This is a genomic window from Spirosoma sp. KUDC1026 (genome assembly GCF_013375035.1).
Lineage (GTDB): Bacteria > Bacteroidota > Bacteroidia > Cytophagales > Spirosomataceae > Spirosoma.
Genome location: NZ_CP056032.1, coordinates 2690383 through 2713009 on the forward strand (window position 1 = coordinate 2690383; position 22627 = coordinate 2713009).

A 22627-nucleotide genomic window follows, 5' to 3' on the forward strand; every position below is an offset into this window, starting at 1 on the left:
AAACTGAAATCAGAAAGTATGAACACCGTACAGGAAGCAAAGCGATACCTCGACAATGCCCGGGAAATTCTGCGGGACAAAGCCCATAAAGAAGACGGCTATTATCAGGACAGTAAATATGTCAAAATGGCTGGACATACCGCTTACGTTGGTGTGCTGGTAGCGTTGGATGAATTACTGGGTAAAAAGGGAAAAGGCCGAAAAGACGTTGACTGGTACAAGCAAAACCTGGCGAAGCAGGATAAGAAAATACTGAATGCTTTTTTGACCGCTTACCAGGTGTTGCATCTGGACATGGCTTACGACGGAGCAAAAAGTGCAAAGCTGGCTGCAACAGGTTTGGAGGAAGCCGAAACAATTATCGACTGGGTCGAACAACGTACCGTAACGGCCTGACAATACAGGTACGATTAGTAAACGCAGATGCCCCGACCAGTTTGGTCGGGGCATCTGCGTTTAGCAAAGAGAAGGACGCTACGTTATAGCAAGCCTTTTTTCATCTCTTTGACGGCGTAGTCCGCGGAGCGGGCGCTCATGGCCATGTATGTCAGCGACGGGTTTTGCGTCGAGGTGGAAGTCATGCTGGCGCCGTCCGTGACGAAAACGTTCTTCACCGCGTGAAGTTGGTTCCATTTGTTCAGCATTGACGTTTTCGGGTCTTTGCCCATTCGGACACCGCCCATTTCGTGAATATCCAGACCCGGATTGCGGTGGTCGTCGCGCAGACGGATATTAGTGAAGCCAGCCGCGGTGAACATTTCGGTCATCTGCTCCTGGTAATCTTTTACCATCTTGTCGTCATTATCGTCGTAGCCAATGTTGATCTTTAACTGTGGGATACCAAACGGATCTTTCAGATTCGAATCCAGCGCTACGTAGCTTGATTCTTTCGGGATGGTTTCGCCCATCATGTGCGAACCGACGTGCCAGCCGCCCAGTGTTGGGTTCAGCAGGTTGTTTTTCAGATCGGCACCAAAGCCTTCCTGATTCGTTTTGGTCGCCCGACCAGCCGTAAAACCTGCCGCGTAACCGCGCAGGAAATCGGTTTCCTGTTTATACAGGTTCCGGAAGCGGGGAATGTAGGGGCTGTTTGGCCGACGACCGTCAGTGGTGGAGTCGAGGTTGCCGTCGAACTCCGCCGAGATACCCGCCCGGTAATTGTGGAAGGCAACGTATTTACCCAGTGTACCGCTGTCGTTACCCAGTCCGTTCGGAAACCGGCGCGAGGTTGAGTTCAGCAGGACGAGGTTAGAGTTCAGCGCGGCCGCGTTCAGGAAGATGATGCGGGCGTAGTACTCCTTCATTTGTTTCGTTTCGGTATCCACAACCCGAACGCCGGTTGCTTTACCTTTCTGCTCGTCGTAAATGATCGAATGTACAACCGAGTTCGGCCGCAGCGTCAGCTTACCCGTTTTAGCTGCCCAGGGGATCGTTGAGGCATTGCTGCTGAAGTAACCGCCGAAGGGGCAGCCCCGCTCGCAGATAGTCCGATGCTGGCACTGCGCTCGTCCCTGCTGGAAGTGAATCGGCTGGGGTTGGGTGATATGAGCGGCCCGACCCATGATCACGTGCCGGTCCTTGTAGCGTTTAGCTACTTCCTTCTGAAAATGTTTTTCGACGCAGTTCCACTCGTGGGGCGGCAGAAACTCGCCATCGGGTAGGTTCGGCAGACCATCTTTATTACCAGTGATACCCGCAAACCGCTCAACGTAGCTGTACCAGGGAGCCAGATCAGCGTAGCGAATGGGCCAGTCCACGGCAAAACCATCGCGGGCGGGGCCATCGAAATCAAAGTCGCTCCACCGCTGGGTTTGTCGGGCCCACATCAGCGATTTACCGCCTACCTGATAGCCGCGAATCCAGTCGAAGGGTTTTTCCTGCACGTAGGGGTGCTCGGCATCTTTCACGAAAAACTGGTGGGTTCCTTCGTAAAATGCGTAGCAGCGGCTGATGATGGGGTTGGCTTCCTTCATCTCGTGAGTCAGCTGACCCCGGTGTTCAAACTCCCAGGGTTGCGTCATCGTGGTGGGATAATCCGTAATGTGGCGGACGTCGCGGCCCCGTTCCAGCACGAGGGTACGAAGGCCTTTGCCGGTTAATTCTTTGGCCGACCAGCCTCCGCTAATCCCCGAGCCGATCACGATGGCGTCGTAGGTGTTCTGGGCCTGGGCGTCTATATTGAAATAAGACATATCGTTGCTTAAAAGAGGTCGGAAATTAGTCAGATTTAGTGCCGGTTTTGGCCGGGACAGGAACGCAGCCGTAATAATGACCGGGCATAAACTGGAAATTCGTCAGGTTGGTCATTACGTATTCAGAGTTCAGGTACCCTTTGATCGTCAGTCCCTTCACCATCGAATAAAACGCTTTCAAATCAGGATCGCCGGACTGCGACATCTGAGTAAGAACGGCCGCCTGCTGCGCTGGTTCGCCCTCGCTGAACGATTTGCCGAATGATTTCTTCGCCAGTTCGTCGGCGGTGTCCAGCCCTTTCTGAAACTTGGTCTGCGATGCCTTATCGTAGCAGTCGGCAACAACTTTCTGGATGAACTGATAGACGTTCAGTTCTCTGGCGCCGGGCGTATCCGTCTTTGGGATAATGGTCTCGGTCAAGGCGGCAAGAACGGCTTCCTGCTGGGGAGAAAAGAATTGTCGGCTAAGCGATACCGTTTCAGGAGTCCAGCCCGTTGCCCAGGCGGGCAGGCTGATCAGACCACCAACGGCGCCCGCCATCGTTTTGAGCGCACTACGTCGTTCCACAGAAAAGTTATTTGAAGTCAGTTTAATATCCAAATATACGAAAGTTTATGGATAGGGTTGGCAGGTATTATGGATTGCAGGATTGGCAGGATTTGATTCAAACCTAGTCCTGCTAATCCTGTCTATACAAGAAGTTAAGAAGCAGCCTCGTAGTGACGTTCAAAGGAATCGTGTGCCCAGGCAAATTTCCGATTTATAGATGAACAGTTTGGGGTGCTCAAACGCCGGGATCAAGACGGCGCCATCTACCGGCAGCATGAGATTGTGGGCGACAGCCTCAATTATTGACGGAATTTGTCGGGTAGCAAGTGGTGAAAACGTACTGATAGCACAATCTACTAAGCCTTACATCGGCCCCGTTTATCGACACTTTGTTCGATCCACTGCAACATCGCAGGAGGAGCCTGCGTATTTAAAGACAGATTGGGGCGGTTGGTCGCTACCTATAAACGGTACACAATGAAAAACTACTTTATGAACAGCGCAAGCCAGTTTTTAACTGGCAACATCCTGAAAATCTGCTTAGTACTGAGCGCGGTCCTGCTGATGGCATCGGCCTGCAAACACGCCGAAGATGAGGTTACGCCAGCTACGGACGCTACGGTTGCCGAGAATCAGAAAGTGAACGACTGGATTCTGGAAAACATGCAGACCTATTATTACTGGAACGATAAATTGCCGGCCAACCCGGACAAAACCCAGGCCCCATCTGATTTCTTCGACTCGATCCTGTATACCTACGACGCAACGACAAACCCCAACGGCGACCGGTTTTCCTGGATTCAGGAAAGTGCCGAAGAGCTGGAATCCAGTCTGAGTGGCGAAACGACCACGACGGGCATGGAGTACAACCTGTACCTGCGGGCATCGGGATCGACGGGAGTGATCGCGCAGGTGTTGTACGTCCTCCCCAATTCACCGGCCGAAAAAGCGGGTATCAAACGGGGCGACATTATCTCCAAAGTAAACGGGCAACTGCTGACTACAGACAACTACGCCAGCCTGCTGTTTACGGGAACGACTTTTACGTTTGGCTTCGCTACGTTCAACGGGTCATCGCTGACAGACACGAATCAGTCGGTTTCGGTGGGGGCAACGGTTTATCAGGAAAATCCGGTTTTCATGGATTCGGTCTATACCTACGGCAGCAAAAAAATTGGTTACCTGGTCTATAACCAGTTTGTTACCGGCCCCGGTGGACCCGAAGATCATACCTATGATGATCAGATTGACGCGATTTTTAGTTTTTTTAAGAATCAGGGTGTAAACGAGCTGGTGCTGGATCTACGTTATAATCCCGGTGGCTATACGTCGTCGTCGGCTAACCTGGCCAGCCTGATCGGGAAAGGAATCAGTACCAGCAGTGTGTATTTCAAAGAAGAGTGGAACAGCACCCTGACCCCCTACCTGACTCGGGAGTATGGCAGTGGCTTTTTTGTGCAGAACTTCGTCAGTAAAGCACAGAGTATAGGCGCTAATTTGCAACGTGTTTTTGTCCTGACGACGGATCATACAGCTTCGTCCAGCGAACTGATTATTAATGGGTTGAAGCCTTATATGCAAGTAATTACGATCGGCACTACAACCCATGGCAAGAATGTGGGGTCTATAACAGTAACCGACGAAACGGGGGAGATAAAATGGGGCATACAGCCCATTGTTTTCAAGTCGTTTAATAGCCTGGGGCAGTCGGATTACGCGGCCGGATTTGCGCCGGATATAGAAGTAGAAGAACCTGCTGTGCTACAACCGCTGGGCAGTGTGCAGGAAGATTTGCTGAACGAAGCCTTGTCCCAGATCACCGGAAGTTCTGTTAATGCCCGACGGGCGGTTAAATCAGGAAATCAGTTAACTTTGCTGAACTCTTCCATTCAGCGAAAAGCCGGTGGGGGACGTATGATAAAGAATTTAAAAACGTTACAGTGGTAGGAATCACCATTCGTTAAAGGAAAATCCCGAACCTTTACCGCCTTAGTGCAGACCTGGTAAAGGTTTCGGATTTATGCAGTGTCAGAATTTTTGTTTTATCACTTTATAACCACTCATGATTCGTTTGTTTCAACGACCCCTAACCGGGACCTCATCGTCGCGTACTAACCGTCAACTTCGAATAAACTGGGCGCTGGGTGCGCTCTGTGTGGCCTGGACTGGTCTCTTAATCGGCTGTAATAAATCAGAAACGACATCGACCCTTGGTGACTGGAAGCGCGGTTCCGATCTGGAAGGCGTAGCCCGGATTGGTGGTGTAAGTTTCGTTATCGGTAATATCGCGTACATCGGTACGGGTGTCAACAGTAATGGTGAACGGCTGAACGACTTCTGGGCGTACAACGCTGAACGGAATACCTGGACCCAGCCCGCAGCCATGACGATCGGCGCAGCCCGTGCGTATGGTGTGGGTTTTGCCGTCGGTACCAAAGGATACGTTGGCACAGGAACGAACATCAATGGTGATCGTCTGAACGATTTCTATGAATACGACCAGACGGCAAACACCTGGAAACGTATTGCTGATTTTGGCGGCACGGGTCGTTACGGGGCGGTTGCTTTCTCAGCAGCAAATAAAGGCTATGTAGGCTGTGGTAATGACGGAAACTATTTGAAGGATTTCTGGTCGTATAACCCAACTACGGCCGCCTGGACCAAAGTAGCCAGCTACGGTGGTTCGAAACGCGTTGGCGCTGTTAGCTTCGTGATCAACAACGTTGCTTACGTAGGTACTGGAGATAATAACGGAACATCGGAAGGCGATTGGTGGGCCTATGATCCTGCGCAGGATCTGTGGACCGCAAAAAATAATTTCAGCGTTAGCGACAATGCTACCGTAGCGCGTTCTAATGGGGTGGGCTTTGCTGTTGGTAACTACGGCTATATCACTCTGGGTACTGTTACCGACAGAATCGTGTGGCAGTATGACCCAACGGCCGACAAATGGTCGTCTCTCGGCGTGTTTGAAGGAACTGCCCGTCAGTACGCTATTGGCTTTGCTATCAACGGAAAAGGATACGTAACCACGGGCGGAACGAGTTCAGGTGCTCGTTACGACGACGTGTGGATTTTCGATCCGACTGTTGCACAGGACACCGAAAACAACTAGTTCTGTGCTGCATGGCAAGTGAACGTCGGCCGCGCCTGATTCGACAGGGCCTGGTTTTAACCCTACTGGGGCTGGCGATTGTTACGGTCTACCTGCTCTATAAAGGGCAGGATCGGTATGAACTGGAGGTTTTTCGGTCCAATACGGGCTGGGGCTATTCAGTACAGATGAACGGATCGCCAATAATCAGTCAGCCAACTATTCCGGGTATTGTTGGCAACCGTGGCTTTGTCGATGAGCAGCAGGCCCGGCGGGTTGGTAAACGGGTAATTGAAAAACTCCGGCAGGGGCAGATTCCACCAACCATTACCCCCGCAGAACTACATCAATTGGGCGTCGACGTACCGTAATTCATTGATCGGCTGGTCATCGAACAGATGGTCAGCCGATCGTTATTCTTACTTCATACTATTTTATGCGCACATCGTGGTTTTCGGGGCTATTTGTCCTGCTGGCCGTCGCTACGTTATGGGCCTGTCAGTCGGGAGATCTTGATGTTGGCCAATCGGTTATCAATCCGCAGGAACTGGATGTTCAGTCTATTGATACCGTAACTATACAGACTTCGACCATTGCTGTTATTGAGTCATACACGACCTCGGCTACGACCCAGGCGGACACAAACATGCTGGTAGGGAACTGGAACGATGCTAATACCGGCAAGCTGACTGCTCGTGGTTTTTCGTCACTAGGCTACCCAACTAACTCGCTGCAGGGAGCGTCTAATCTGCAACTTGATTCACTGGTTCTGGAGTTAGGCTATACCTACTCGTATGGCGACACGTCCAAGGTTTTTAATCTGGCTATCCATCAGTTGCGGCAACCGCTGGATCCAGCAGTTTATTATACGAATAGTAGTGTGGTTGCTTACGACGAGAAGCCACTGTTTCAACGGTCATTTCTATTACGTCCTAATACGGGAACACGCCGGATTCGATTCCGCATACCAGATGCGACAGCTCGGGAATTCTATTCCCGTCTGCTGAGTGGTGACATTAACAGCGTGACCAGCATGAATGAGTACTGGAAAGGATTTGCCCTTGCCAGTTCGACTACTGAAAACCTGTTTGCTGCCTTTTCGGCGTTTCGGGCATCTGGCCTCCGGTTGTATTATCGGGACGTAAGTGGCGTTGCGCAAACGGCTAATACGCTGTATTTTCCGTTTGGTACAGCCAACTATAGTCAGTTCCTAACCGATCGTAGTGGTACGCCCCTTGCTTCCTTACGAACCAGAACCGACGCCGTGAGCAGTACGCAAACCGGCCAACAAACGTATGTCTCGCGGGGGGCAGGACTGAGAACGAAAATTGTGTTTCCTTACCTTGGACAGTTCGACCGCCCCGAAGCCTACGCGGGCTTGAACGGAGCTACGTTAGAACTTGGCCCTATTCGCCGTACGTTGTTTGACAATACGACCCCACCGGCCCAGCTTCTTTTGTATGAAAGTAATAGCCAGAACGAATTACTAGGGACTGTTCCTGCTGGTAATCTTGGTAGTGCCACGCCCGGAGCTACTTACGTCTTCGATAATAGAGGCCCCGAATTTCTTGATTCATACACCTTTGATCTGACTTATTACATTGGTCAGGTTATTCGGCGCAAGCTGCCAAACCGCCCGCTGATCGTAACAACCAATATTGTAAATCCAACCCGGCCCGGTGACCTGCGGGCGATAGTGCAGCGCCTGAGCCTGGGATCGGGACAGCGGACGACCGATCGGATGCGGCTACGACTATACATTACGTCGGGCATTTAACGACGTCAGAATCAACGAAAAGCTCCTGCCATTAGCTATGGCAGGAGCTTTTTTTATGTATTTATAACAACGAATACGGCCGTTTGTCGACACATTTCGGCTATTGCCCGCAGATTATCAGAAAAGCTGCAACGCTTCTCTCGTTACGGACGTAACAGTAGCAGAAAGCCACCAGATAACACATGGCTTGTCGGAAAACCCTTACGTTGTTCAATGGCGAATCTGTACGTCACCTGCTTAACCCGTGAAACAGCGGCAAACCTGAATAAGCCATCGCCATGAAACGTACTCATGCAGCCAACAAAGCCAGCCGGACATCAGAACTGAGTCTGTTATTGTCACGCTCCGAAGACGATTTTTACGGTAGCCTGCAACGCGCCCATAACGAGGTAATGCAGCCACCGGTGGTGACCATAGAGGAAGAACCAATGTTATATTCATTCCAACCCGTTGAGCAGTCATTGAACTGGTTGGGAAACGCCGGATTAGTTGCCCGTTTTCTCTAACCGCGCGAATCGTTTTTTCAGTATAGAGGGCTTGTCGTGCAACGGCAAAATCCTGATAAGCGTACTGAAAATAACCTGTACATTAAGCCTGATTAGTGAACCAAATACCCGACAGGACGACGATTCTGTCGGGTTATTTTTTACCGGAAAAGAAACGAATCAATAGCTTACATCTTTCATTGATTAACAGTAACTTACGTAGGATAGATACTTTATCTGTCAAGCAAGTATGATTGGGTGAGGAAAAGGAGGGTAGAACGATAAACAGAACGTGCCTATGCGGCTTTTTACGTTTCAGTTGATAAGTATCGTATTGCTAGTAAGTAAGGTTGCCTGGGCGACGCACCAGGTGGGAGGCCAACTCGAAATGCGGCCCGTAAATGGTGCTACGGGCCGCTACCGATTTATTGTGACGAACTACCTCGAAAGTGGAGCCCGGGCCGATCGGCAGGGTGGGGGGCTGGTAGGAATCTTTCGCAAGCGGGACAACGTGCAGATGACTAACTTTCGGGTAGCTGAAACCGGCACCAGGCAGTCGGTCATCTTCGCCAATGCGGTTTGTGCTGCGCAGGGTAACCTGAATTTCATTGTGGCTACGTTCGAGGCCGAAGTGCAGCTCAATCCGACCACGTACAACGATCCGATGGGTTACTACGTATCGTACCAGACTGGCAACCGAAACGGTGGTCTCGTCAATATTATCAGCCCGTTACAAATAGGTTTTACATTCTATCTGGAATTTCCGGCTCTTTCCCGGAATGGTTCGGTTGTCGTTAATTCATCTCCGCATTTTGGAACCATTAACGGTGAGTATCTATGCTTGGGCGAGCCGTTTACGTTTGCTTTTAATGGGGTTGACCCTGACGGCGATGAACTGCGTTACTCAATGGTTACGCCACTGGACCGCCGTAGCACAAATCAAAACGGTGTTTCGCCGGGGCCGTATCCCGAAGTTCCCTGGGTGTCCAACTACAGTAATACGGCGTCTATGTCGGGGAATCCGAACCTGACCGTGAACGTGCAAACGGGGCAGCTATCGGTAACGCCGGATAAACTGGGTCTGTTTGTATTCGCTGTCAAAGTAGAAGAGTACCGAAGCGGAGTGAAGATCGGCGAGGTTCGTCGCGACTTTCAGTTCCTGGTTGTCGAATGCCCACCAACGATTCCACCCGCTCCCGTCATTCAACTTCAGGACCAGCCCGTGACGATGATGAACAAAACCCTGTGTTTGGGTGAGTCGACCCTGCTGCGGGCGACGCTGGATACGGGCTGGAATTACCAGTGGCAGCGCGACGGTATCAACATTACAAATGCGACCAGCGCGACGCTGGTTGTTCAGGACGCAGGCGAATATACCGTAGCGGCTTCGCTGAAAGCCGCCTGTAGCAAGACCGGAAAGTCGCAAAGTATTTCAGTTCGGGTAGCGGGGGCGCCCGTATCGCTGAAGACCAATGGGCATCTGTGCGCCACAACGGGGACCATGTCGCTCAAAGTATCGGGGGGCACGGGTGGAGTAGGACTGACCTATCAATGGTTTCGGAATAATCAGTCGATGAACAGCAGCGCTGCGCTGGATTCGATACTGACGACGCAGGACGGGAAATACTATGCCCTCATTACGGACCCGGCCGTAAACTGTACTCTGCATACGGATACCATTACGCTGACCCGATCGGTGGCGGTGGTGGCCTCGCTGTCGTCGGCGACGGGCCAGAGCCGAATTTGTCCCCAGGAAGCGCTGGCGCTGCAGAGCGGAGGGGGTGTCAGCTACGTCTGGCGGCAGAACGGACAACCCAATCCGGCAACGACCGGGAATCAGTTCCAGGCGACAACCGCAGGGAGCTACGTTGTTACGGCCGTGGACATCTTCGGCTGCGAAGGAACTTCGTCTCCGCTGACGCTGACGATGGTGCCCGCGATCAGCGTACAGCTCGATTCAATCAAGCCGATGTGTGGCGTCGATGCGCCGGTTTATAACCTGGTTGGTAGTCCGGCGGGCGGTGAGTTTGCGGGCGCTGGCGTATCAGGGATGATATTCAGTCCTAAGCAGGCGGGGATTGGCAATCACGCATTGACCTATGCTGTCAAAGCAGCCCCTGAATGCCAGGCACAGGTGAAAACACGAATGGCCGTTGTGGCTCCTATTCCAACCATTCAGTTTGACGAATCGATCATGACCGTGTATCGCGGAAAAACCTTCCCGCTGGCCCCTGGTCTGACGGGAAATCCGACGGTTTTTAGCTGGACGCCCGCTACCTATCTCTCCAGCCCCAGCGTGGCCGATCCCGTTGTAACAGATATTGAGAATGGAATTACGTACAAACTGGACGTATCAAACGATGCTGGTTGCCAGGCCAGCGATACAATCCGGGTTATCGTGGTCGAGCGAATCTGGCTGCCGAGTGCTTTTTCGCCCAATGGCGACGGCAAGAACGACGTCTGGGAACTGACGGGTATTGAAGCCTTTCCAGATGCGATCGTTACGATCTTTAATCGCTGGGGTGAGGTCATCTATCAGTCCGATAAGGGATATACCCAGCCATTCGACGGAAAGTACAACGGCACAGTACTGCCGGAGGGGGTCTATCCGTATTGGGTGCGGACAATACCCGATAAGCCCCCGCTCAGCGGAAAACTGGTGCTGGTACGGTGAATGACCAGAACTATGGAAACCGGGTAGAAGAGGGATGATGGCAACTACTACAAACTACCGGATCAATAAATTCATGGTCCGTCATTGAATTATTTCGCCGATTCACTGTTTTTCAGGTAGTAATTATCACGAACACATGATTGAAAGACCCCTGACAGACTGGTTGCCGCTCACGATGAAAGAAGTCGAAAAGAGAGGCTGGGATGAGGTGGATATTGTGCTGGTGTCGGGCGATGCGTATGTCGATCACCCTGCCTTTGGAACTGCGGTAATCGGTCGGATTATGGAAAGCGAAGGCTTCCGGGTCGCCGTTATTGCTCAGCCCAACTGGAAGGACGATCTGCGCGACTTCAAAAAGTTCGGGAAACCAAAATACTTCTTTGGCGTAACGGCGGGGTGTATGGACTCGATGGTCAACCACTACACGGCCAACAAACGCCTGCGCTCCAATGACTCGTATACACCCGGTGGCGAAGCGGGTTTCCGGCCCGACTACGCGACCATTGTGTACACGAAAATTCTGAAATCAATCTACCCCGACGTACCCGTCCTGCTTGGTGGAATCGAAGCGTCACTACGTCGGGTTACCCACTACGACTATTGGCAGGACCGACTGATGCCCAGCATTCTGGTCGATTCGGAGGCCGATATGCTGGTGTACGGCATGGGTGAACAGCCGCTGCGCGAAATTCTGAAACTAGCGAAGAAGGACGTTCCGTTCTCGTCGATGCGTAACATCAATCAGGTGTCGTTTCTGCACGATACAAACACGGGTGATCTGCGCGATTACAACGACTGGAATACGGTTGAACTGTCTAGTCACGAAGAGTGTCTGGACGATAAAATCAAATACGCGGCCAACTTCAAAGTAGTCGAAGTAGAGTCGAATAAGTGGCAGGCCAACCGGATTACTCAGAAGGTTGGCGATCAGGTTTTGGTGATTAATCCACCGTTCAAAACGATGGAAGAAGCCGAGATCGATAAGTCATTTGACCTGCCCTATACCCGCCTGCCGCACCCGAAATACAAGAAGCGAGGGCCGATTCCAGCCTACGAAATGATCAAGTTCTCGGTCAACATGCACCGGGGTTGTTTTGGTGGTTGTAGCTTCTGCACCATTTCGGCCCATCAGGGTAAGTTCATCGCGTCCCGAAGCGAAGAGTCGATTTTGAAAGAAGTCGACGAGCTTACAAAACACCCCGAGTTCAAAGGGTATCTGTCTGATCTGGGCGGACCGTCGGCTAATATGTACAAGATGAAGGGCAAGGACGAATCGATCTGCGCCCGCTGCCAGAGTCCGAGCTGTATTCACCCGGTCATTTGCTCGAACCTCGATACGTCGCACAAACCGTTGACGAAGCTCTATCAGAAAGTGGATGCCAACCCGGACATCAAGAAAGCCTTTGTGGGTTCGGGTGTTCGGTACGATTTGTTGGTTGATGACTTCAATAAGAACAATGAAGACGGCAACCACGACGAATACATGGAACAACTCGTTACGCGCCACGTATCGGGTCGCCTGAAAGTGGCGCCAGAGCATACCGCCGATGATACGTTGCGGGTGATGCGGAAGCCGTCGTTCAAATACTTTAAGCAGTTTAAGAGAAAATACGACAAGATCCAGGAGAAGCACGACTTGAACCAACCGCTGATTCCCTACTTCATTTCGTCGCATCCCGGCTGTGAAGAACAGGATATGGCGAACCTGGCGGCCGAAACCAAAGACCTGGGCTTCCAACTGGAGCAGGTTCAGGATTTTACGCCCACGCCGATGACGGTGGCCGAGGTGATTTACTACTCAGGCGTTCATCCGTACACGCTGAAACCCGTCAAAACGGCGAAAACGCGCGAGGAGAAACAAGCACAAAATCGCTACTTCTTCTGGTACAAGCCCGAGAATAAGGATTGGATACGGAACCGGTTGAATAAACTCAAACGCCCCGACCTGGCCGACAGGCTGCTGAGTGGTCCCAAAAAAGAAAGCAGTGGCGGCAGTAAGCCCCGATCAAAATATGTGACGTACAAAACGCCAGGCCGCAAGAAACGGTAGGCGTTTGTAGCCATTTTAACTCGGTATAAAAAAGCGGTGGGCGTCTATCCAGATAGACGCCCACCGCTTTTTTATACTGAATCAGTTTACGGCTTGTCCCACCAAAGCGGAGTAGATAAAGGAACCTCAGTGGGCACGTTAGCGCCATTTTTCGAGGTTTCGCCGTTCGGATAACCCACCCGACGAATGAACGTGGATAGCGCTGCATTGAGGGGGAGTGTAAACCCTTTGTATTTGTAATCATACCGACGGGCGTCGTTCCAGGCCTCCGGATTCAGGTACGTAACGACGTACTTTTCCTTGAAAATCAGGTCCAGCGTGAGCGCTGAAGCACCGACGGCTACGACCGGATTCGCCAGGTACGCATCACGGGCTGCCGCGGCAACGCCCAGCTTGTCCATGTTGGCCCGGATACCGGCCAGGTAAGCCGTGTACGCTCGTGCCTGATCGCCCGCGCGGAAAGCCGCTTCGGCTTCCACAAATTTCATCTCGGCATACGTAACGATCAGCAGGGGAGACGAATCGCCCGTTAGGGGCGAGTTCAATGAAATGTACACTTCATCTTTAACCGTATTGTTGCCCCCCACGTTACCCTGTCCGTTCCGGGTACCGACGTACGTACCAGTCACAGTTTTGTCCGTGATTTTCTCAATCCGGGGGTCTGTAACGCCGTAGGTCGTGCCGTTTAACTGATTGACGAACTGCGACGACAGCCAGCCGTCGAGTACTAAAGCCGCGTTGTTCCGGGCGACCTGCGCCCAGGGATTCCGCAGCAGGAACGATGACATCTGGGCGTCGTCCGTATTGGCGGTGTACGATTTTGATACCGCGTCAAGAACGGCCGCCGGGCTATACGAACTCTTTTTCGACACCTTATTCAGCATCCGGGCTTTCAGGGCGTTGGCCGTTTTGATCCAGGCCGCCGTACTGCCTTTATGGATCAAGTCATTGGCCGCCACCAGTTTCAGTCTAGAGTCGGTCTTCGCCAGTTCCGTCATTCCCTCGTTCAGCAGGTTGAGTGCCGTAGTGTACAGCGTTTCTTCCGAATCGTAGGTTGGCGTGAGCGTCGAACCGTCGAACGCGTTGGAGAACGGGGCCGCACCGAACGTGTTGGCCAGCAGGTTTAGGTGGTAGGCAATCATTACGTCGGCTGCGCCAACGTATTCCGATGCGCCCTGCGCCTGCGCCATCCGTTTCATGTCATACAGATCGGCCAGGGCAAAATAGATGTAGTCCCAGGTGCCGGTATAATCCGTAATCTGGTACGTATCCGTTGAACCGGCCGTACCCGGACTTGCCAGATACTGAACAAAGTACGAGGTAGTGTTGGCAACCCGCTGGGCGCTGTACGCCGTTTTCTGGGTCGTTGTCGAAAGCAATGAGGCCAACGGGGGATTGGCAATCAGGTTTGGGTTGGTATTGAGTTCGAAATAGTCTTCCTTGCAGCTGCTTGCTCCGCCAAGAAGCAGTGCGGTCAGGGCGAAAAGGGTATATCGTTTGTGAAATTTCATAGTGTTTGGAATAAGAGGCTGTTAAAAACCCAGGTTCAGGGTGAACAGGAAACTGCGTACGGCCGGGTACGTGAAGCCCGTAAAGCCATCAATGTTACTGCCGCTGTTCGTCGAGCTGGTCTCCGGATCGTAGCCCGTATATTTCGTCCATAAAGCCAGGTTGTTGCCCGTTACGCTGACCGACGCACTTTTGAACACCGACGTTTTCTGGAATAGCGAAACCGGCAATGAGTAGGTCAGACCTGCCGACCGTAACCGCACCCAGGATGCGTCTTCGATGAAGTTTTCGGATACCCCCCGGTGAACGTTCCGGTAGAAACCATTAGTGTAATCCACGCCATCCGGGCCTTTGCCCTGACCCAGCCAGACGGCTTTAGTGTTGGGCGTGCCGTTGGCCAGTACGCCCTCAAAAACTTTCGTGTCGTTGCGGTCTTCGGTGTACTTGGCAATCCCGAAAGCCGAGAAGAAATTGCTCAGCTGATTGTACCGGTCCTGACCCACGCGGGCGTCGAAGAGAGCGGTCAGGGTGAAGTTACCGTAACGTAGCGTGTTGTTAAAACCGCCAATCCATTTGGGTTGCGAGTTGCCCAGGATTTTCTGCGTTGTGTTGATCACGGGGAAACCATTGGCACCAATCACGATCGGCCGGTCGCGGTCCAGCACGGGCGAGACGTTGGCATCAGCCGCGTTTTCGTAATACCGCTGGTAGCTGCGACCATACAAGTTACCATAAGCGTAGCCGGGAACCAGACGCATCGTAACCGTTGAACTCGAATAACCAAACTGCGACGCGTAGTTGACTTCGGTCAGGCCATCGCGCAGGCTCAGGATCTTGTTCCGGTTAGCCGAGAAGTTCAGATTCATATCCCAGCTAAACTTATTCGTCTTGACCGGCGTGGCGCGAAGAATCAGTTCGATCCCCCGGTTCCGCATCGACCCCGAATTGATGGCGGCCCGTACGTAGCCGGTTGCCGACGATACGTCTACCGAAATAATCTGGTCGCGGCTAAGCGAGTTGTAATACGTCAGGTCCAGTCCCAGGCGGTTGTTGAGAAAACCCATTTCAACGCCGGCTTCAAAGGTGTCCGTAAACTCAGGACGCAGGCTTGGATCGCCCAGCAGCGATCCCCGCGTGAAACCAGTCAGGCCCGACGGCAGGTTGGTGTACGACGAATACCCCGTAACGGTTGAGTAAGGAGAGGCATCCTTCCCAATCTGGGCGTACGAGGCCCGCAGCTTACCCAGGCTGATCACTTCCGGCAGTTTGAACTGCTGCGAGAAGATGTAGGACAGGCTGGCCGAGGGGTAGAAGAATGAGTTATTCGGTGCGCGTAACGACGACGTAATGTCGTTCCGGCCCGTCAGGGTCAGGAACAGGAAATCCTTGTAGTCCAGGGTCAGCTCACCGAAGATTCCCATCAGGTGGTAATCTTCGCCCCCCTGCGTCGCCGTAATTGTTTTCGCGTTACGCAGATCGAAATAATTATAGACCGTCAGTTCGTTTCCTTCGGCGCCGAAGCTCCGGATGCTCCGGTCGTAGAGGTCGTGACCCAGCCGAACGGTGGTGTTCAGGTTCTGCCCAATTTTGGTATTGGCACTAGCCGTAAATGTTGACGTAATCGCCCGGAAGTTGCTGTTGTATTGATAGACAAAACCAAGGCCATTGTCTTCAAAAACGCGTTCCCCAGCCAGACCCGTTGGTCCCGGTGCTGTTCGTACCCGTCCATCGGTATAGGTATCCAGGCCGGCCCGGTAGTTGAACGATAACCATTTCAGGGGCGCGTAGGAGAAGTTCAGGCCACCCACCAACCGGTTGACATTATCCCGTAGTTTGTTGGTATAGGCTCCGTAGAGCGGGTTGCCGTTGCCGTAGGTGTTCTGCGTACCGTCGGCTTTCCGGAAATCCGTTACGTCGTAGCGGGGCGACCAATAGCTCAGGCTCTCGTTGAACCGGTCGGCGTTGTAGCGATCGCCACCCGAGTTGATGTAGTTCAGGGTTGAGTTGACCGAAAACTTAGGACTGATCTTTACGTTGGTATTCAGTCGTACCGACAGCTTATTGAAATTCGTAAAGGGAATAACCCCCTCGTGGCGCAGGTGGCCAATGGACGTTAGAAACGTAATCTTATCGGTGCCGCCCGTAAACGACAGGTTGTTCTGGTACTGTTTTCCAGTCTGGTAGGCATCCCGGAAGTGGTTATACAATTTCTGCGGATGCGTAGGGTCAAGCTTGATCGCTTCTTCTACCGTAGGCCCCCAGGACGGGAAGAAATCCTGCGGGTTGTACACGCCCGAGTACCCGATGGTGTATTTGTCCTGTACTTCGGGGTACTTGTTCACGTTTTCAACGCCGAAGGTGCTGCTGAAATTTGTCCGTAACGTGCCGGCTTTCCCGGATTTGGTCGTGATTACGACGACGCCGTTGGCCCCGCGAAGTCCGTAAAGTGCCGTAGCCGCTCCGCCCTTCAGAATATTGATGGTCTCAATGTCGTCGGGGTTGATGTCGGCCGCCCGGTTCGACGCGCCCCGGAGTTCGGCGCCTGACCCCTGGGTTGATGTACTGTTGTCGAGTAGAATCCCGTCGATCACGAACAGGGGCTGGTTGTCCCGGCTTACGTCGAGCGAGTTGATGCCTCGGATCAGGATGCGGGCACCCTGCCCCGGCGCGCCCCCCGTACTGCTGATCGTAACGCCGGCTACTTTGCCCTGTAGCGCATTAACGACGTTCGTCTGGCGGTTCTGGACAATCTGGGCCGCATCAACATTTTGGGTAGCGTAGCCCAGGTCTTTTTTCTGGCGGCCAATACCCAGGGCCGTCACGACAACCTCGTTAAGTTGTTTGTTGTCCTCCTTAAGAACGACATTAACGTTGTTGCGATTACCGACCGTATGTTCCTGCGACTCGTAACCGATGGAGCTAAAGACCAGCACGGCATTGGCTGAAGTTACCCGCAGGCGATACAGGCCATCTGAATCAGTTTGGGTACCCGTTGAGGTACCTTTAACCGCTACGTTTACGCCCGGCAGGGGCGAGGCATCTCCGTCGGCCGTGACCCGGCCGCTGACTTCGGTCTGCTGGGCCATCGTCAACGACGAACAAAGAAAGAAGACTACTCCCAACCAGATTCGTAACAAATCTCTCATAGATGAAATGAACTGAGTAAACAGAAATTAAAAGGTAATTAGTCCGGCAAAATTAGAGTTTATGGAAAGTTTTGCAAATTTTGCGCATAAGCGAAGATTATTTTGTTGGTGCTTCGCTGTTCGCCTACCTGACGATACCGGTATTCTATTTGATGTTTATTCGATAGAGTAACTGAGTTATAGGTAGTAAGCGGTAAAAAGCTGTTTGTTACTGTCTTCTTCAATTGATGAAAAAAAGAGTATATACTAATGGGTTATCCGGCTGGCTGCTGTCCGGAATGTTGCTGATGAGTTCACCCGGCTGGGCACAGACGGCTAAGTCGACCGATGTCGTCGGCGATGTTGTCACGCAGCGGATGGCGCACGAGCTGGAACGGATTGCCCGGCAGGGCGGAGGGCAGGTTGGGGTACAGGCGATTCATCTGGAATCGGGGCGGCAAATCAGTCTGAATCCCCAGGTGAAATTTCCCATGGCCAGTACCATTAAGATCGCCATCGCCGTTCAGTTGCTGACAAAGATTGAGCAGGGGGAATTAGCATTATCAACGATGGTCGACGTAAAGCCAACCGATCTGCATCCGGGTAGCGGCACGTTAACCTCGCTGTTTATTCATCCGGGGGTTCAGCTATCGGTGCAGAATCTGCTGGAGCTAATGATTGTAATCAGTGATAATTCGGCGACGGATATTTTACTCGGTCTGGCGGGTGGCCCGGAAGCGGTGATGAACCGTCTGAAAACGCTGAACGTAGCGGGCATGTCTGTCGATCGAAGTATCATTCAGTTGCTTGCCGATCTGCAGGGCGTTACGTTACCCCCGGCTGACCAATGGACCGCTGGTTTTTACGAAAAGCTGAATCGCACGCCAGAAGGCCGCAAAAAGGCACTCGAAACCTTTGCCGTTGATCCCCGTGATACGTCCACCCCGGCAGCCATGGTCGATTTGCTGACCAAAATTTACCAGGGCAAAGCGCTCAAACCCGAAAGCCGGCAGGTACTGCTCGACGTAATGGGGCGCTGTCAGACAGGGAATGCCCGGATAAAAGGGTTCCTGCCGCCGGGTACGGACGTAGCGCATAAAACCGGTTCGCTAGGCGCTACAGCTACAGATGACGTTGGCTACATTACCCTGCCGGACAACGCCGGCCACGTAGCGATTGCAGTCTTCATTGGTCCGTCGACCCAGCAAACCGCCGAACGCGACCAGACGATTGCCCACCTTTCCCGGGCGGTCTATGACTACTTCCTGTTTCAACCGGCGAAGTAAGACGGAGTGATAACAAAGTACTTATGCAAAGACTCTACGGCATTGCTCCAACCCCTAAAGGAGATTATAGCTTGATCGTGAATCGATTAGCCCGGTAGCGGCCGACTGCCCTTTAGAGGTTAGTTTGGGGAATCGCCTTTTTTGTCATCCCGACGCAGCCGGGCGCCCGGCTGCGTCGGGATGACAAAAAAGGCGATTTTGAGACCCCAAAATTGTGCCTGAAAAAGCTCTTAGGGATTATACCGCACGACATATAGTCGCCTACTCAGTAGGTTTTTTAGGTAGTTTTCAGCTTAATGTTCCGGAACCAGACACCCGTGTTCCAGTCTTGCAGGCCAATTTTGCCGCTGAATTTACCTTTCGCGAACGGGATGTCTTTCTGTTTTTTGGCGTCTACGCGCTGCTTCCAGTCGGCGCTGTTCAGGTTGTGTTCCTGTACCGTGTACCCGTTCAGCACAACCCGTAGAACATTATTTTTCATGGTGACGTGCAGTTGGTTCCAGCTTCCCAGTGGCTTAGTTTCCTGAATCCGTACGTCGGCAATGCCGAACAGGTCGCCAGAATAGTGCGGGTGCGGAACAGTTTTGCCGTACAGCACGTCATCGCCCACCTGCACCTCCAGGGATGAGTCGAATATTTTCTTGTATTTCGGCTCTTCCTGTACGAAGAAAAAGAAGCCGCTGTTCGTGTACTTCTTGAGTTTGAATTCTGCCTTGAACTCGAAATCACCGGACACGCTGGCGTTGGTTACCAGATCGCCAGCGTCACGGGGCGTGTTCCCCGTTTCTGTAGGAACATCCAGGTGTAGCGTCCCTTGTTCTACTTTCCAGGATGCGGGCGTTCCTTTTCCGTTGTATTTGTGCCAGCCGGTCAGGTTCTGGCCGTTAAACAGCAATTTCCAGCCTTCCTTTTTCTCCTGAGCAGAGAGGGTGTTCATTGGCTGGGCATAGACAGTAATGCAAATAGAGAGAAAAAGCGCGCTGAGTGCGAGTAAGTTGCGGGTCATAAGTAGGAGAAAGCCGGAGCGGCAACGGGTACAAAAATGAAACAAGTGATATTCTATGGAATAAAGAGAAAGCAAGGTACTCTTTACTAGCCAACTATCGCATTTCGTTCATGTTTCATCTTTAGCTTTGTCAATTCCCAACTATCTGACATTTGAAAAGCATGTTAATGACTAAACGTCTACACGCGTGGGCCGGACGGCTCCGAACAATTAGCCTGGTTTCACTGAGTTTATTGGCTGGGCAAGCCGGATTCTGCCAGTCGAAATCAGCTAAAAATCAGCCGAATGCGCTGGAAACGATCAAGGAGAGCGAGGTAAAACGCGACCTGTTTGCTTTAGCAGGTGACCATTTCCGGGGCCGCGAAGCCGGGTCACTCGATGAACTGAAGGCGTCGGTCTGGATTGCCGAGCAACTGCGGGCGATGGGCCTCGAACCGGCGGGCGACGATGGGACGTTTTTCCAGTTCTTTCATATCCAGCGGACGCGTATTACGGAAACCAGTCGGCTGAACATCGGCTCGCATCAACTTACTCACGGTCGGGATGCGTTTATTCTGGCGCCGGCCATTGCTTCGGTCGATGCGCCCCTGGTCTATGTTGGCAAAGGAACGCCCGAAGAACTGGCCAGGGTCGATATTAAAGGTAAGGCCGTGGCGCTGGAGTTTTCAGGAAATCCACCGGCCGAGTTAAGCTACCGCCGGTTCCTGTTCGGAACCATGAACCGTCGGTCGGCTGAGTTGATCAAAGCGGGGGCGCTGGCTGTTATCTACATTTCGAACGCAGAAGCCCAGTCTTATTTTGAACGCTGGACAACCGGTCTGGAACGGGGGCGTTATGACCTGCCGGGCGGACCAAACACCCGGGTTTTCTCGCAGGCCCCGACCGTCTGGCTGCCGAACAGCGCTCTATCCTGGATCAAAGAACCGGGGCAGCAGTTTACCAACGTCGTGAACGTGGAAAGCTTCAACTACCCGTCAGTGAACATCGTGGCAAAAGTACCCGGCACGGACCCTAAGTTAAAAAATGAATACGTCCTGTTCAGTACGCACCAGGATCACGACGGTGTACGCATGGCTGTAGCGGGTGATTCGATCTGGAACGGGGCCGATGATAATGCGACAGGTTGCGCGGCAGCACTGGCCATTGGCCGGGCGTTTGCGCAGAAGCCCGCTAAACGGTCGGCGCTGATCGTTTTTCATGGCGCCGAAGAGCGAGGGTTGCTGGGGTCGCGTTATTACGCGGCTAATCCCACCGTTCCCCGCGAATCGATTGTTGCTGTGCTGAACGGCGAGATGATGGGACGTAATGCGCCTGACAGCGCGGCCCTGCTGGGGTCAATACCACCCCACCGCAACTCGACCGAGCTGGTGAACAGCGCCCTGACGGCCAACCAGTCGCTGACCAAATTCAAGCTCGATACCCTTTGGGACCGGGCCGACCACCCCGAAGGCTGGTACTTCCGCAGTGATCACCTGCCCTACGCCCGGCTAAATATTCCAGCGATCTGCTTTACGTCGCTGTTACATCCGGACTACCATACCCCCAAAGACGAACCTGAGCGGATCGACGTACCAAAATTGACCAACATGACCCGCTGGATGTATTTGACCGGCTGGGACGTCGCAAACCGACCTAATCGGGTGAAGGTGGACCCTGGATTTAAACTGGAACGATGAGTTTAAAGAGCGAAAGAATGAAAGAGCGAAAGATCGAGTTAAAAGCGTATTTTGCTAGTTGTGTGCTAGTTGCGGTGATGGGACTGTCGGCCTGTCAACGGCCAGTCAGTACGTCGGCTGCGTATTTTCCGCCGAAGGGCGACGAGTGGGCGCATGTCGCGCCAGCCAAAGTAGGTATGGACGCGGGACTGCTCGATCAGGCGGTGGCCTTCGCCAAAACTCAGGAGACGAAACAGATGGCCCCTGACTTTTCGAGCCAGGAGGAGATATTTGGTAAGCTACTAGGACCTATGCCTACCAGCCGGGCAGCTACTAACGGAATCGTGCTGCGTCATGGCTACATCGTTGCCGAGTGGGGCGACACGAAGGCGGTTGACCCAACGTACAGCGTAGCAAAAAGTGTACTATCGACTGTGTTAGGTATCACCATCGACCGGGGGATTATTCCTGATGTTCATGACCCGGTAGCCAAACTAATCCAGGACGGCGGTTACGATTCAGCGCAGAATAAGTCGATTACTTGGGAACACCACGCCCGCCAGACCAGCGAATGGGAGGGAAGCCTATGGGGGAAAAATAGTGATTTTGTCGGCAAAGAAGCGTTTGGTCGGGGGGAACGTAAACCCCGTCAGCTACAGCAACCCGGTACGTATTACGAATACAATGACGTACGGATTAACCGGATGGCGCTGTCCTTATTACGACTCTGGAAAAAGCCCATTCCTGACGTAGTACGTGATGAGATCATGAATCCCATTGGTGCATCGAACACCTGGAAATACGTTACCTATCCTAACGCCGTAGCCACGGTTGATGGCAAGCAGATGCCTTCGGTTAGCGGAGGAACGCGGTGGGGCGGTGGACTCTGGATTAGTGCTCGTGACGAAGCCCGGTTTGGGTATTTGTTCCTGAAACAGGGGCGCTGGAAAGATAAACAGATCGTATCGTCGAACTGGGTGAAAGAAGCTACCACGCGCGGACCGGTTGGCCCGTCGTACGGCTATCTGTGGTGGCTGAACGTTCCCGATAAGGACGGCAAAAAGCCCTGGCCCGACGCACCGATCACGAGTTACGCTGCGCTCGGGGCCGGCCAGAACACGATCTGGGTTGACCCCGAACACGACATCGTGATTGTGTGGCGGTGGCACGATGGCAACCCGAACGAACTGATCAAGCGGGTGCTGGCGGCCGTCAAACCATAAG

16 protein-coding genes are annotated in these 22627 nt (G+C 52.8%); 11 read left to right on the forward strand and 5 right to left on the reverse strand.

Going from position 1 to position 22627, the window contains the following annotated elements; all coding sequences use genetic code 11:
- Positions 1-18: 18 nt before the first annotated feature.
- The gene (locus HU175_RS11300; protein ID WP_176566700.1) at positions 19-396 is read left to right on the forward strand and encodes a DUF5618 family protein; all 378 of its coding nucleotides are present in this window, start codon (positions 19-21) and stop codon (positions 394-396) included.
- A gap of 83 nt (positions 397-479) precedes the next feature.
- On the opposite strand, the gene HU175_RS11305 is transcribed toward HU175_RS11300, so the two are convergent.
- On the reverse strand, positions 480-2192 hold the full coding sequence (locus HU175_RS11305) for a GMC oxidoreductase (RefSeq protein WP_176566701.1): 1713 nt from the start codon (positions 2190-2192) through the stop codon (positions 480-482).
- Positions 2193-2217: 25 nt separating this feature from the next.
- Entirely contained in the window at positions 2218-2760 is a 543-nt protein-coding gene (locus HU175_RS11310; protein ID WP_228724396.1) for a gluconate 2-dehydrogenase subunit 3 family protein, read from the reverse strand.
- Between the two features lie 459 nt (positions 2761-3219).
- Here HU175_RS11310 and HU175_RS11315 point away from each other — a divergent pair, with 459 nt between their 5' ends.
- From HU175_RS11315 to HU175_RS11345, 7 genes are all read left to right on the forward strand, one after another.
- Entirely contained in the window at positions 3220-4689 is a 1470-nt protein-coding gene (locus tag HU175_RS11315; protein ID WP_176566702.1) for a S41 family peptidase, read from the forward strand.
- Positions 4690-4804: 115 nt separating this feature from the next.
- Complete coding sequence (locus HU175_RS11320) at positions 4805-5857, forward strand: Kelch repeat-containing protein (protein ID WP_176566703.1); 1053 nt, start codon at positions 4805-4807, stop codon at positions 5855-5857.
- A gap of 11 nt (positions 5858-5868) precedes the next feature.
- The gene (locus tag HU175_RS11325) at positions 5869-6207 is read left to right on the forward strand and encodes a DUF4907 domain-containing protein (protein ID WP_176566704.1); all 339 of its coding nucleotides are present in this window, start codon (positions 5869-5871) and stop codon (positions 6205-6207) included.
- Positions 6208-6272: 65 nt separating this feature from the next.
- A complete protein-coding gene (locus HU175_RS11330) occupies positions 6273-7613 on the forward strand; it encodes a DUF4270 family protein (protein ID WP_176566705.1) in 1341 nt (446 codons plus the stop codon).
- A 278-nt stretch (positions 7614-7891) separates the two neighbouring features.
- Positions 7892-8119: a hypothetical protein gene (locus tag HU175_RS11335; protein WP_176566706.1), complete on the forward strand. Its 228-nt coding sequence runs from the start codon at positions 7892-7894 to the stop codon at positions 8117-8119.
- 277 nt (positions 8120-8396) lie between these two features.
- Positions 8397-10772: a gliding motility-associated C-terminal domain-containing protein gene (locus tag HU175_RS11340; protein ID WP_176566707.1), complete on the forward strand. Its 2376-nt coding sequence runs from the start codon at positions 8397-8399 to the stop codon at positions 10770-10772.
- 136 nt (positions 10773-10908) lie between these two features.
- A complete protein-coding gene (locus tag HU175_RS11345; protein ID WP_176566708.1) occupies positions 10909-12822 on the forward strand; it encodes a YgiQ family radical SAM protein in 1914 nt (637 codons plus the stop codon).
- A gap of 86 nt (positions 12823-12908) precedes the next feature.
- Here the strand turns inward: HU175_RS11345 and HU175_RS11350 are convergent, their stop codons facing one another.
- The gene (locus HU175_RS11350) at positions 12909-14333 is read right to left on the reverse strand and encodes a SusD/RagB family nutrient-binding outer membrane lipoprotein (protein ID WP_176566709.1); all 1425 of its coding nucleotides are present in this window, start codon (positions 14331-14333) and stop codon (positions 12909-12911) included.
- 21 nt (positions 14334-14354) lie between these two features.
- Positions 14355-17477, reverse strand: a complete 3123-nt coding sequence (locus HU175_RS11355; RefSeq protein ID WP_176566710.1) for a SusC/RagA family TonB-linked outer membrane protein — start codon at positions 17475-17477, stop codon at positions 14355-14357.
- A gap of 227 nt (positions 17478-17704) precedes the next feature.
- Between HU175_RS11355 and bla the strand changes: the two genes are divergently transcribed.
- Entirely contained in the window at positions 17705-18742 is a 1038-nt protein-coding gene (bla, locus tag HU175_RS11360; RefSeq protein ID WP_176566711.1) for a class A beta-lactamase, read from the forward strand.
- Positions 18743-19019: 277 nt separating this feature from the next.
- Here the strand turns inward: bla and HU175_RS11365 are convergent, their stop codons facing one another.
- Entirely contained in the window at positions 19020-19748 is a 729-nt protein-coding gene (locus HU175_RS11365) for a DUF1080 domain-containing protein (RefSeq protein WP_176566712.1), read from the reverse strand.
- Positions 19749-19915: 167 nt separating this feature from the next.
- Between HU175_RS11365 and HU175_RS11370 the strand changes: the two genes are divergently transcribed.
- Positions 19916-21424 (forward strand): M28 family peptidase, encoded by a 1509-nt coding sequence (locus HU175_RS11370; protein WP_176566713.1) that lies wholly within the window; start codon positions 19916-19918, stop codon positions 21422-21424.
- A 17-nt stretch (positions 21425-21441) separates the two neighbouring features.
- Positions 21442-22626 carry a serine hydrolase domain-containing protein gene (locus HU175_RS11375; RefSeq protein WP_228724397.1) on the forward strand — a complete coding sequence of 395 codons (1185 nt, stop codon included), beginning with the start codon at positions 21442-21444 and terminating at the stop codon, positions 22624-22626.
- The last annotated feature ends 1 nt before the right edge of the window (position 22627 follow it).

Bases quoted from the DNA above. Each gene is read 5' to 3' on its own strand.
- HU175_RS11300 (WP_176566700.1), top strand. From the start codon at position 19: ATGAACACCGTACAGGAAGCAAAGCGATACCTCGACAATGCCCGGGAA.
- HU175_RS11305 (WP_176566701.1), bottom strand. From the start codon at position 2,192: ATGTCTTATTTCAATATAGACGCCCAGGCCCAGAACACCTACGACGCC.
- HU175_RS11315 (WP_176566702.1), top strand. From the start codon at position 3,220: ATGAAAAACTACTTTATGAACAGCGCAAGCCAGTTTTTAACTGGCAAC.
- HU175_RS11320 (WP_176566703.1), top strand. From the start codon at position 4,805: ATGATTCGTTTGTTTCAACGACCCCTAACCGGGACCTCATCGTCGCGT.
- HU175_RS11325 (WP_176566704.1), top strand. From the start codon at position 5,869: ATGGCAAGTGAACGTCGGCCGCGCCTGATTCGACAGGGCCTGGTTTTA.
- HU175_RS11330 (WP_176566705.1), top strand. From the start codon at position 6,273: ATGCGCACATCGTGGTTTTCGGGGCTATTTGTCCTGCTGGCCGTCGCT.
- HU175_RS11335 (WP_176566706.1), top strand. From the start codon at position 7,892: ATGAAACGTACTCATGCAGCCAACAAAGCCAGCCGGACATCAGAACTG.
- HU175_RS11340 (WP_176566707.1), top strand. From the start codon at position 8,397: ATGCGGCTTTTTACGTTTCAGTTGATAAGTATCGTATTGCTAGTAAGT.
- HU175_RS11345 (WP_176566708.1), top strand. From the start codon at position 10,909: ATGATTGAAAGACCCCTGACAGACTGGTTGCCGCTCACGATGAAAGAA.
- HU175_RS11350 (WP_176566709.1), bottom strand. From the start codon at position 14,333: ATGAAATTTCACAAACGATATACCCTTTTCGCCCTGACCGCACTGCTT.
- HU175_RS11355 (WP_176566710.1), bottom strand. From the start codon at position 17,477: ATGAGAGATTTGTTACGAATCTGGTTGGGAGTAGTCTTCTTTCTTTGT.
- bla (WP_176566711.1), top strand. From the start codon at position 17,705: ATGAAAAAAAGAGTATATACTAATGGGTTATCCGGCTGGCTGCTGTCC.
- HU175_RS11365 (WP_176566712.1), bottom strand. From the start codon at position 19,748: ATGACCCGCAACTTACTCGCACTCAGCGCGCTTTTTCTCTCTATTTGC.
- HU175_RS11370 (WP_176566713.1), top strand. From the start codon at position 19,916: ATGACTAAACGTCTACACGCGTGGGCCGGACGGCTCCGAACAATTAGC.
- HU175_RS11375 (WP_228724397.1), top strand. From the start codon at position 21,442: ATGAAAGAGCGAAAGATCGAGTTAAAAGCGTATTTTGCTAGTTGTGTG.